Source organism: Bradyrhizobium altum, from assembly GCF_020889705.1.
GTDB classification, from domain to species: Bacteria; Pseudomonadota; Alphaproteobacteria; order Rhizobiales; family Xanthobacteraceae; genus Bradyrhizobium; species Bradyrhizobium altum.
This window is the reverse complement of sequence record NZ_JACMYP010000079.1, coordinates 20,254-32,083: the sequence shown is the minus strand read 5'-3', so window position 1 is coordinate 32,083 and position 11,830 is coordinate 20,254. Positions and strand designations below refer to the sequence as shown.

Here is an 11,830-nt window from a genome sequence, read left to right as displayed (position 1 = left end):
CATAGACGACCTCGTCGGGCGGCGGCGGCGGCACGTCATAGTCGAGCGCCGTGAACTGCGGCGGCGGCTCCAGCGCGGCCGACAGATAAGCGAGCCGGCGCCGGGCGTCATATGCATGCGGGCCGCGCGGATAACGCCGCAGATACGACCAATAAGCATCGGGCGTATCGGCGTTGTAGGTGCGCCGCCAGGTGATGGCCTCGCGCCGCGCCGCCACGATCGCGCGCACGCGCCTGGCCAACGGATCGGTCGGATAGGCCTGCAGATAGTCCTCGTAGCCTTGCAGCGTGTCGCGCTCCAGCGCGGCGGCATAGGCGTCGTGCGCCGGGAAATCGCGGATCGGCTTGGTGCGCAGTCCGGCATCGACCTGCTGCGGCGGTGCATCCGGCTTGCGCTCGAAGAACATGAAGGGCGCGTCGACCTTCTGGGCATTCCACGGGATCTCGGCGCCCTTGGTCATCTCGTTGACGCGGAGGCGAACGCGGTCGAACACCTCGGGCAAGGTCAGGCCGCCGGCGCGAATCATTTCCGCCAGCGCTTGCGCGTAAGGCCCGTAAGGCGGCGCACCGTCAGGGGCGACGGTGCCGGGCGCCGAATTGAAGGCGATCAGCAGCTTCGGATCGGGATCGACCAGCGCAAGGCCGCCGGCCAGCGGCTGGCCGTCCTTGGCGAAGGGATTGCTGCGCGCCGCATCGAGCACGATCACGCCGGCCTTGATCGGCAACGCCGAGAGTTGATGGCTGTAATCGGAGATGCGGATCGCCTCGACCGGGATGTCGGTGTCGCGGGCAATCTTGGCGTCGACCGGCACGAAGTAGTTCTCGCCGGTGAGCTGCACGCCGTAGCCGGCAAGGTAGACGAAAGCCACGGCATTGGGCCCCGCGTCCTGTACCTTCTGGATGAAATCGCGGAACGACTTGCGCAGCGTCTCACTATCGAGATCGCGCGCTCCGACCACGTCGAAGCCTGCGGCCTGCAATGTCTGCGCGATCAATCCGGCGTCGTTTGCGGCGGTCTGCAACGCGCCGGCCTGATAGGCGCCATTGCCGACCACGAGCGCGAGACGTTTCTCCTGATCCTGCGCATGGACGGGAAGCGACGAGAGCGACACCAGACCGACGATCAATGCCCACACAATGCGCGTCATAGTGGTCGTCCCTTTTCTTCTCGAGAGTTGGCGTTACGGATGGAAAGGCTACTTCCGTGAATGCGCGCTGAACAGGATTGCGGCAATTGTGGCAATCCTTGGTCTGCACGGTCGCGGGCACCCCGGAAACGGCTTCCCGGGCGCGCGCTATCAGGCGATATTACGCAGATAAAACAGGCAAAAAAGGAGCACTCGATGCCGATCGCCGGACAAGGCATGCTGCTGACCTCGATGGATATCGACAGCTTACACGAAGCTGAATTCAACCGCTGGTACGATCGCGAGCATCTCGAAGAACGGGTCGCGATCGAGGGATTCCTGGAGGCCCGCCGCTACGTCGCCCATGACGGCAAGCCGAAATATCTCAGCCTCTACTCGACCGCGACCTTCGAGGTGCTCGAAAGCCCGGCCTACCGCAAGGCACTCGCCAACCAGACCGACTGGTCGAAGGCCAACATCGCGCGCTTCCAGAACATGATCCGTGGCGTTGCGCGCATCACGATCAGCCGCGGCGTGGGCCGAGGCGCAGCGCTCGGCATCATCCGCCTGCGCCCGGCCGCCGAGGGGGCGGACAAACTCCGCGCTGCATTGCGGGAGCAACTCGATCCAGCCTCGCGCGACGGCATCATTTCGATGCATCTGCTCGAGAACGACCCTGACCTGTCGAAACCGCTGACGCCGGACGCCCGGAAAGCCGATCCCGGTGCCGGCGACTGGTTCGTGCTGATCGATGCCACCGATGTCGGCGCAGTCCCCGCAGTCGCGGCAGGCATCACCGGCAATGCAGCCTTGAAGCCGCTGGTGGTCACCAGCGGCGTCTACCGGCTGTTGTGGGATGTCGCGAAGAGCGATCTTCCGCGCGGCTGAAGCAGCGCGACAAGCGCGGGGCATTTGTGCGGAGATCATACTCAAACACGAGCGGTATGCGGTGCAGACCATGCTGCACCGCCGCATAACGCAAACGAGATTAACGCTGGACGCGCATCAGCCGCGCGAAAGCTGATGATCGGACAATTTAGCCTTTGCCTTCTCTGGAACGGCTCTAATAAGATAAGCCTATGATCCAATTCAAAAACCAGAACAACGCCACGTGAGCGTTCGTCGTCAACGATAAGGCCGCGCGGGCAGGCATTTTTCGCGCGGGTCAAAGGTAGGAATGAAACCGACTGATATCTCGGCGCCGGATTACTTTCATAAAGTAGTCGATTGCCAATGGGCTTGCCCCGCACACACCCCCGTTCCCGAGTACATCCGGTTGATTGCTGAGGGGCGTTACAGCGACGCCTACATGATCAATTGGCAGTCCAACGTGTTCCCCGGGATTCTCGGGCGCACTTGTGACCGTCCATGCGAGCCGGCGTGCCGCCGCGGCCGGGTCGAGGACACTCCGGTCGCGATCTGCCGCTTGAAGCGCGTCGCCGCCGACTTCAAGGACGACATCAAGCACCGGTTGCCGAAGCCGGCGTCGAAGAACGGCAAGCGCATCGCGCTGGTCGGCGGCGGCCCCGCCTCGCTGACCGTGGCGCGCGATCTCGTCCCGCTCGGCTATCACTGCACCGTGTTCGACGGCGATCCCAAGGCCGGCGGCATGATGCGCAGCCAGATTCCAAAATTCCGCCTGCCCGACAACGTGATCGACGAGGAGACCGACTACGTCCTCAACCTCGGCGTCGAGTTCAAGGGCGGCCAGCGCGTCGACAGCCTGAAGCAGTTGCTCTCCGAGAACTATGACGCGATCTTTGTCGGAAGCGGAGCGCCGCGCGGCCGCGAGCTCGACATTCCCGGCCGCAAGGAGGCCGCCGCCAACATCCATATCGGCATCGAGTGGCTGGCCAACGTGTCGTTCGGCCACGTCGAAAAGATCGGCCGCCGCGTCATCGTGCTCGGCGGCGGCAACACCGCGATGGATTGCTGCCGCACCGCGCGCCGCCTCGGCGGCGAGAGCGTCAAGGTGATCGTCCGCTCCGGCTTCGAGGAAATGAAGGCCTCACCGTGGGAGAAGGAAGACGCCCTCCACGAGGACATCCCGATCCTCAACTACATGGTGCCGGTGGCATTCAAGCATGTGGCCGGCAAGCTGATTGGCGTCACCTTCCAGAAGGTGAAGGCGGAATACGACGACAAGGGCCGGCGCAATCTGGTGCCCTCGGGCGAGCCGGACGAGACCGTGTCGTGCGACGATGTGCTCGTTGCGGTCGGCCAGGAGAATGCGTTCCCCTGGATCGAAGCCGATTGCGGCATCGAATTCGACAAGTGGCACATGCCGAAGGTCGACTCCAAGACGTTCGTCTCGACCAATCCGAAGGTGTTCTTCGGCGGCGATGCGGCGTTCGGGCCGAAGAACATCATCTGGGCGGTGGCGCACGGCCATGATGCCGCGCTGTCCATTCACCGGATGCTGTCAGGCGAGGACATCAACGAGCGTCCGCTGCCCGAGGTGCAGATCTCCTCCCAGAAGATGGGCATCCACGAGTGGAGCTACGACAACGACATCTCCGCCGACAAGCGCTTCAAGGTGCCGCACCGCGACAAGGTGATCGCGCTGAAGGACATCCGCGCCGAAGTCGAGCTCGGTTACGACCTCAAGCTCGCGCTCGGCGAGGCGCAGCGCTGCCTGAATTGCGACGTGCAGACGGTATTCTCCGCGCCGCTCTGCATCGAATGCGACGCCTGCGTCGACATCTGTCCGATGGACTGCATCACCTTCACCGAGAACGGTGAAGAGGATGACGTGCGGCAGCGCCTGAAAGCCCCCTCGCCGCATCACGACCAGGCGCTCTACGTCTCCGGCGACCTGAAGACCGGCCGCGTCATGGTGAAAGACGAAGACGTCTGCCTGCATTGCGGGCTGTGTGCCGAGCGCTGCCCGACCGGCGCCTGGGACATGCAGAAGTACCTCATCGATATGGTTCAAGCGGGATCAACATGTCAGTCCAAAGCCCGATCAGCAGCGTAAACGACTTCGTCGTCCGCTTCGCCAACGTCAACGGTTCGGGCTCGGCCTCCGCCAACGAACTGTTCGCGCGCTCGATTCTGCGCCACGGCGTGCCGGTGTCGCCACGCAACATCTTCCCGTCCAACATCCAGGGCCTGCCCACCTGGTATGAAGTGCGCGTCACCGAGGACGGCCATCTCGGCGCCCGCGGCGGCGTCGACATGATGGTGGCGATGAACCCGCAGACCTGGGACAAGGACGTCGCCTCGATCGAGCCCGGCGGCTACCTGTTCTACGATTCGACCAAGCCGATGCCGACGTCGAAATTCCGCGAGGACATCACGGTCATCGGCGTGCCGCTGACTGCGATCACCAATTCGACCTACACCGATCCCAGACAGCGCCAGCTGTTCAAGAACATCATCTATCTCGGCGCGCTCTGCGCGCTGCTCGACCTCGACCCCAAACTGGTCGAGCAGCTGATCGGCGAGCAGTACAAGGGCAAGGAGAAGCTGCTCTCCTCCAACGTCCATGCGCTGCATCTCGGCCGCGACTGGGCGCTGCAGAACCTGAAATGCCCGATCGGGCTCCGGGTGAAGAAGTCCGACAAGGTCGGCGATCGCATCTTCGTGGAAGGCAACAGCGCCGCCGCGCTCGGCGCCGTCTATGGCGGCGCCACCGTGTGCGCCTGGTATCCGATCACGCCGTCATCGTCGGTGGCGGAAGCCTTCACCAGCCACTGCAAGAAGTATCGTCACGATCCCGAGACCGGCAAGGCGAAATACGCGATCGTGCAGGGCGAGGACGAACTGGCCTCGATCGGCATCGTGATCGGCGCGTCCTGGAACGGCGCGCGGGCCTTCACCGCGACCTCGGGTCCGGGCATCTCGCTGATGACCGAGTTCATCGGCCTGTCCTACTTCGCCGAGATCCCGGCCGTGATCATGAACATCCAGCGCGCCGGTCCCTCGACCGGCATGCCGACCCGCACCCAGCAATGCGACGTGATCGCCTGCGCCTATGCCTCGCACGGCGACACCAAGCACGTGCTGCTGTTCCCGGAAGATCCGGCGGAGGCGTTCGAGTTCGCCGCCGCCGCCTTCGATCTCGCCGAGCGGCTGCAGACCACGATCTTCCTGATGCTCGATCTCGACATCGGCATGAACCACCGGCTGTGCCGCCCGCTGAAGTGGGACGATGCCAAGCAATACGACCGCGGCAAGGTGATGACGGCGGAGATGCTGGAGGAAGGCCGCGACTTCGGCCGCTATCTCGACGTCGACGGCGACGGCATCCCGTATCGCACCTATCCCGGCACGCATCCGACCAAGGGCTCCTACTTCACCCGCGGCACCTCGCGCGACCGCTACGCGCGCTATTCCGAGGAAGGCGCCGTTTACGCCGACAACATGCAGCGCCTGGTGCGCAAGTTCGAGACCGCACAGGACATGGTGCCGCGGCCGCTGCAGGCCAATGCGGCGAAGCCGACCAAGTACGGCGTGCTCTATTTCGGCTCGACCTCGCCCGCGATGGACGAGGCGATCGGGATCCTGGAGGCGCGCGGCCATCAGCTCGACCGCATGCGCATCCGCGCCTTCCCGTTCCACTCCAGCGTCGCGAGCTTCATCGCCGATCACGACTTCGTCTACGTGGTCGAGCAGAACCGCGACGCGCAACTCCGTCAGCTGATCGTCAACGAGAACGGCATCGACCCGGTGCGGCTGGTGCCGATCCTGCACTATGACGGCACGCCGATCACCGCGCGCTTCATCGCCAACTCGATCGGCGACCACCAGGATCATCTCAAGGTGACCCCTCTCCGCAAGGCCGTGACATGACCTACATTGCAAAGCCGAAGTTTCATCATCCCGGCCTGAAGAAGAACGAGCTGGGCTACACCCATCGCGACTACGAGGGGAAGATCTCGACCCTGTGCGCCGGCTGCGGCCACGATTCGATCACCGCCTCGATCATTGAAGCCTGCTACGAACTCTCGATCGAGCCGCACCGGGTGGCGAAGATTTCCGGCATCGGCTGCTCGTCGAAGACGCCGGACTATTTCCTCGGCAATTCGCACGGCTTCAACTCGGTGCATGGCCGCATGCCGTCGGTGCTGACCGGCGCCAACCTCGCCAACCGCGACCTGATCTATCTCGGCGTCTCCGGCGACGGCGATTCGGCTTCGATCGGCTTCGGCCAGTTCGCGCATTCGATCCGGCGCGCCGTCAACATGACCTACATCGTCGAGAACAACGGCGTGTACGGGCTGACTAAGGGCCAGTTCTCGGCGACCGCCGACCGTGGCTCGAAGTCCAAGAAGGGCGTCACCAACACCGACAATGCGATCGACCTGGTCGCGATCGCGCTGCAGTTAGGGGCCACCTTCGTGGCGCGCAGCTTCTCCGGCGACAAGACCCAGCTGGTGCCGCTGATTGCGGCTGCGATCCGCCACAAGGGCGCGTCGTTCATCGACGTGATCAGCCCCTGCATCGCCTTCAACAACCACGCCGGCTCGACCAAGAGCTTCGACTATGTCCGCGAGCACAATGACGCGGTGAACCGTCTCGACGTGCTGGTCGGCCGCGATCCTATCAGCGTCGATTATGCGCCCGGCACCGTGCAGGTGGTCGAGCAGCATGACGGCTCCAGGCTCGCGCTGCGCAAGCTCGACGCCGACTACGATCCGCACGATCGGCTCGGAGCACAGACCTTCCTGCAGAAGCACGCGGCCAAGGGCCAGATCGTGACCGGGCTCCTTTACGTGGATCCGGATGCCGAGGATCTGCACACCCATCTCGACACCGTCGAGACGCCGCTCAACACGCTGGACGAACAGGCGCTCTGCCCCGGCTCGGCCGTGCTGGACAAGATCAACGCCAGCTTGCGGTGAGCAGCGTGATTGCCTCCTTTGCTGCGCGGTTCGCGCTGATCGGGGCGACGATCATCGCAGCATTGATGGCCCCGCCTGTCGCGGCGCAAGGTCGCATGGTCTTGGGTCCTCGCCAGTTCGAAAGCGACAAGAGTGGCGCAGGAGCCGTCCTCTGCGCCTGGTCGTTCTATCTGTCCGTTCAGGCGCAAACGGTGGCTTGCGCACTGCCGCGACGACCGACTGACGACGCCATAGATCAGGCAATCGTCGCGATCGACCAGTTCATTCTTGAGAACTCATCGCTTCATCCGACCAAAGAGGCTCTGGAAGCCTTCAGGCGCGACGCAGCCGCACTCAGCCTTCGCCCCCTGAATTCTCGGCCACAGCTTTGCCAGGGATCAGATCTGGAAAAGGTTTCGCAGCATCGCTCCGGAGAAAATCCAAGCCGGCGTAAAGGCGCTGCTTGCCGTTCCGCGCGAGCCGGTCATGAACCCTTGCTTATGAACTCGGGGCCGCGTCTGGATTAAAACGCCCGATACCGGGCCTTCCGGCCTCCTCCGGAAGGCCCGCCTGTGCTTGGGCGGCTACTTGTCGCTCAACACGTCGCCGAACAACGCCCAGGACTTGCCGTCGAACCGCGCCATCTGGATCTGGCGGATCGGCGTCACATTGTCGGGCTCGGTCTGCACCTTGATGCCCGGCAGCAGCATCGGCAGTTCGAGCGGCTTCAGATTGGTCGCCTGCTTGATGATGTTGTCGCGGCTGTAATCGCCGTTGCAGTTCTTCAGCACCGCCGTCATGACCTGCGCGACGGTGTAGCCCTGCACGTTGAAGAGGTCGCCCGGACTCGCATTCGGCTGATACTTCTTCATCCAGGCCGCAAACTCCTGCTGCGCCGGATCGTCGGCCCAGCGCGGATCGGTCGGGTCCTTCAGATAGAGCCCGGTCACGACGCCGATGACGTTCTCGAGCCCGGCCGGCTCGAGCACTGCCGAGACCGAGTTGGAGACGGTCGGCAGAATGGTGAGCGGCTTCCAGCCCATGCTCGCCGCCTTGCGCAGCGCTTGCGCCGCGAATTTCGGCGTCGCTTCGGCGAAGAACACGTCGGCACCGGACTCGCGCATCGTCACCATCTGGGAATCGATGGTCGGGTCGGTCGTGAGGTAGGTGGTCTCCGCAACGATCTGGCCGACATGCTCGCCGAGCCCGTCCTTGAAGCCCCTGAGATAGTCCTTGCCGGCGTCCTCGTTCGGCGTGATGACGGCGATCTTCGCATCCGGCCTGGTCTTCAGGATGTACTTTGCATAGAGCCGGCCTTCGAGCTCGTAGGTCGGATTGAAACCGACCGTCCACGGGAACTGCTTCGGATCGTTCCAGCGCGTCGCGCCTGAGGACACGAACAGCTGAGGCACGTGCTTGATGTTGAGATACTTCTGCACCGAGATGTTGGGCGCGGTGCCGACCGCGCTGAAGATCGCGAGCACCTCGTCCTGCTCGACCAGCTTGCGGGTCTGCTCGACGGTCTTCGACGGCGAATAGGCGTCGTCGAGACTCTCGAAGTCGATCTTGCGGCCGCCGATGCCGCCCTGGTCGTTGAGCATCTGGAAGTACGCGGCTTCGGCGCGTGCGATGGTGCCGTAGGCCGACGCCGGGCCGCTGTAAGGCGCGGTGTTTCCAATTTTGATCGCGCTTTCGGCTGCGATGGATGGCGAGATCGACGAGGCCGTGAGCGCGGTGAAAGCGAGAAGGCCCGCCAAGCGGGAGCGAGGTGACAAGAGCGTATCCTTTTCTTGGTTTTCTTGACGCGGCGCACATTATCAATCGCGCCCGCGCAGGCAATCACCAAGAAGACTGCAATGAGGTTTCCGCATGCCGGCAATCACGTTCGCGCGTGGAACATGGTGCGCTTTCAATATCGGAATGTTGCCGGGATGTTCACGATGCGAGCCTTCAGTGGACACCAAGGTTCACCAAGCAAGACTCGCATTCCGCGCGACGGTCACCGCGCGCTGATCGCTGCGTGAGCGCACGCCTCAGGCAGCGACCGCAGCCGCGCGCGGGCTGACGACGTATTCCTTCAGCACCTTGTCGGTGCCGTCGACTTCGGTCAGCGCGACGTCGTAGGTCCAGAGATCGGCGAGGTGTTGCAGCACGCGCCTTGTGTCGGTCTCGTTGAGCTGGGCGCCCTTCACGGTGGTGTGACGCAGCATCAGACGGCGATCGCCGTCGAGATCGACGTCGACGACCTCGATATTGGCATCGACGAAGCCGACGTCGTATTGCCGCGCCAGCTCGCGGCGGACCCGGCGGTAGCCGCGTTCGTCATGGATCGCATCGACCTTGATGCCCTGGCTTTCGGCGGGGTCGTCGTGCAGATGGAACATGCGGAAGCGCCGGATCAGCGCCGGGCTGAGGAACTGGTTGATGAAGCTCTCGTCGCGGTAGTTGCTCCAGATCTCGCGCAGCACGCCCTCGACGTCGCCCTTGCCGGCAATGTCGGGGAACCAGTCGCGGTCCTCGTCTTCCGGATTTTTCACGATCCGCTCGATGTCCTGCATCATCGCAAAGCCGAGAGCGTAAGGATTGAAGCCGGAATAGCGGCGGTCGTCGAACTCGGGCTGGAACACCACATTGGTGTGCGACTGCAGGAATTCGAGGAAGTTGCCGTCGGTAATCCGGCCCTGCTGATGCAGCCGGCTCATGATGCGGTAATGGGTGTAGGTCGCGGTGCCCTCGTTCATTACCTTGGTCTGGCCCTGCGGGTAGAAATACTGCGCGATGTGGCGAACGACGCGGATCAGCTCGCGCTGCCAGGGTGCCAGGCGAGGCGCGGTCTTCTCGAGGAAATAGAGGATGTTCTCCTGCGGCAGGCCGAGCAGCGCGCGGCGGCGCTCGGCGGTGAGCGCGGCCTTGCTCTTCGCCTTGGTGTTCGGCACTGTCCGCCACAAATCGTTGAACACGGCTTCCTCGTGCTGCCGGCGCTCGCCGGCGCGCTTCTCCTCGGCACGCAGGTCGAGCGTCTTCTTTCCGGGGTAGCGGTCGACGCCATGCGACATCAGCGCATGCGCGGCATCGAGCGTTCGCTCCACCGTCTCGCGGCCGTGGCGATCTTCGCAGACCGCGATGTAGCCCTTGGCGAATTCGAGATAATCGAGGATGCCGTCGGCATCGGTCCACTGCTTGAACAGATAATTGTTCTTGAAGAAGTGATTGTGCCCGAACGCCGCGTGCGCGATCACCAACGTCTGCATCGTCGCGGTGTTCTCCTCCATCAAATAGGAGATGCACGGCGAGGAATTGATCACGATCTCATAGGCGAGGCCCATCAGGCCCTTGCGATAGGACGCCTCCTGGAAGGCGAACTGCTTGCCGAACGACCAGTGCTTGTAGAACAGCGGCATGCCGACCGACGAATAGGCGTCGAGCATCTGCTCGGCGGTGATCACCTCGATCTGGTTGGGATAGACGTCGAGCCCGAGCTCCTTGCGCGCGACCTCCTCGCAGGCGTCGTGAATCCGCTGCAGCGTCTGGAAATCCCAATCGGCGCCCTCGAACAGCCGTTCGCCGGAAGACCCCATTAAACTATACCCTTTCCTGGCTGGTGCGGCGCTTGAACAGGTCCTGGAACACCGGGAAGATCTCGCCGCGCTCGCTCACCTTGCGCATCGACAGCGGCTCGCCGTCGTTGCGCAGGCGCTCATAGAGGGTCCAGAGCGAGGAGTCCGGCATGTCGAAGGTGTAGTTGGCGGCCTCGCCAACCTCGAGATAGGCGAAGAACTGGCAGACCGGCAGGATCTTGTCGGTCAACAGACGCCCAGTCACCGCACTGTCGGAGGTCATGTTGTCGCCATCCGAGGCCTGGGCGGCGTAGATGTTCCAGTCGGCGGGACGGAAGCGGGTGCGGACGATGTCGTTCATCGCAACCAGCGCGCTCGACACCAGCGTGCCGCCGGACGCCGGTCCATGGAAGAAGGTATCCTCGTCCACCTCCTCGGCGCGATCGGTGTGCCGGATGAACACGATCTCGACATGCTTGTAGCGCCGCTTCAGGAAGACGTAGAGCAGCATATAGAACCGCTTCGCCAGATCCTTCATGTGCTCGGACATCGAGCCCGAGACGTCCATCAGGCAGAACATCACGGCCTGCGCCACCGGCTTCGGCACTGTCTCAAAGCGGCGATAGCGGATGTCGATCGGATCGATGAACGGGATCCGCTTGACCTTGGCCTTCAGTGCTTCGAGCAGCGTGAGCAGCTCGCGGCGCCGCGTCTCGTCGTCGCATTCCGCAAGCTCCGCCTCGAGCGCCTCGATCTCGTCCTTGCGCGGCCGGCGCAGCGCCACGCGTCGCGCCAGCGCCCGGCTCACCGTGCGGCTGATCGAGATGTTGGCGGGCGAGCCGGATGTCGCATAACCCGCGCGCCGGATGCCCTCGCTCTCGGTTTCCGCAAGCTTGCGCTTGGCAAGGTCAGGCAGTTCGAGGTCGTCGAGGAAGAGGTCGACGAACTCCTCGCGGCTCAGCACGAAGCGGAAGGCATCCTCGCTGTCGCCCTCGCCCGCGCCGGAGCCCTTGGCGCCGCTCTGGTTCGGGCGCTGCAGCCAGTCGCCTTCGACGAATTTCTTGTTGCCGGGCAGCACCATGTCACGCGTGCCGCCCTCGCGCCGGAACCGCGGCTCATCCATGCCGTCCAGCGGGATGGTCACCTCGCCGCCCTCCAGGACATCCTTGATGTCCCGGTCCTGCGACGACTTCTTGACGGCACCCTGCACCAGCGCCTTGGCGCGCCGCAGGAAGCGCTGACGGTTCTCCAGGCTCTTGCTACCCGGGTTCAGCCGCCGATCGACGATATGCATGACCACGTTGCATCTGCCTCACGCCGGA

The 11,830-nt window shown here is 63.7% G+C and carries 9 protein-coding genes; 5 read left to right on the top strand and 4 right to left on the bottom strand.

Annotation, left to right across the window (positions count from 1 at the left end; genetic code table 11):
- A partial coding sequence (locus H8B02_RS20395) for a caspase family protein (RefSeq protein ID WP_229167869.1) occupies positions 1 to 1,147 on the bottom strand: 1,147 nt, incomplete at its 3' end.
- Positions 1,148 to 1,342: 195 nt separating this feature from the next.
- Here H8B02_RS20395 and H8B02_RS20390 point away from each other — a divergent pair.
- From H8B02_RS20390 to H8B02_RS20370, 5 genes are all read left to right on the top strand, one after another.
- Positions 1,343 to 2,014 (top strand): DUF4286 family protein, encoded by a 672-nt coding sequence (locus H8B02_RS20390; protein ID WP_229167868.1) that lies wholly within the window; start codon positions 1,343 to 1,345, stop codon positions 2,012 to 2,014.
- A 289-nt stretch (positions 2,015 to 2,303) separates the two neighbouring features.
- A complete protein-coding gene (locus tag H8B02_RS20385) occupies positions 2,304 to 4,103 on the top strand; it encodes an FAD-dependent oxidoreductase (RefSeq protein WP_229167867.1) in 1,800 nt (599 codons plus the stop codon).
- On the top strand, positions 4,073 to 5,920 hold the full coding sequence (locus tag H8B02_RS20380; RefSeq protein WP_212310675.1) for a 2-oxoacid:acceptor oxidoreductase subunit alpha: 1,848 nt from the start codon (positions 4,073 to 4,075) through the stop codon (positions 5,918 to 5,920). Before H8B02_RS20385 ends, H8B02_RS20380 begins: the two co-directional genes overlap by 31 nt.
- Positions 5,917 to 6,972, top strand: coding sequence for a 2-oxoacid:ferredoxin oxidoreductase subunit beta (locus H8B02_RS20375; protein ID WP_176529699.1), 1,056 nt, complete (start codon positions 5,917 to 5,919; stop codon positions 6,970 to 6,972). Before H8B02_RS20380 ends, H8B02_RS20375 begins: the two co-directional genes overlap by 4 nt.
- Entirely contained in the window at positions 6,969 to 7,478 is a 510-nt protein-coding gene (locus H8B02_RS20370) for a hypothetical protein (RefSeq protein ID WP_229167866.1), read from the top strand. The genes H8B02_RS20375 and H8B02_RS20370 overlap by 4 nt, the downstream gene beginning before the upstream one ends.
- A gap of 57 nt (positions 7,479 to 7,535) precedes the next feature.
- Here the strand turns inward: H8B02_RS20370 and H8B02_RS20365 are convergent, their stop codons facing one another.
- From H8B02_RS20365 to H8B02_RS20355, 3 genes are all read right to left on the bottom strand, one after another.
- The gene (locus H8B02_RS20365) at positions 7,536 to 8,726 is read right to left on the bottom strand and encodes an ABC transporter substrate-binding protein (RefSeq protein WP_229167865.1); all 1,191 of its coding nucleotides are present in this window, start codon (positions 8,724 to 8,726) and stop codon (positions 7,536 to 7,538) included.
- Between the two features lie 258 nt (positions 8,727 to 8,984).
- Positions 8,985 to 10,529, bottom strand: a complete 1,545-nt coding sequence (locus H8B02_RS20360; RefSeq protein ID WP_229167864.1) for a SpoVR family protein — start codon at positions 10,527 to 10,529, stop codon at positions 8,985 to 8,987.
- A 4-nt stretch (positions 10,530 to 10,533) separates the two neighbouring features.
- Complete coding sequence (locus H8B02_RS20355) at positions 10,534 to 11,802, bottom strand: YeaH/YhbH family protein (protein ID WP_229167870.1); 1,269 nt, start codon at positions 11,800 to 11,802, stop codon at positions 10,534 to 10,536.
- Between the last annotated feature and the right edge of the window lie 28 nt (positions 11,803 to 11,830).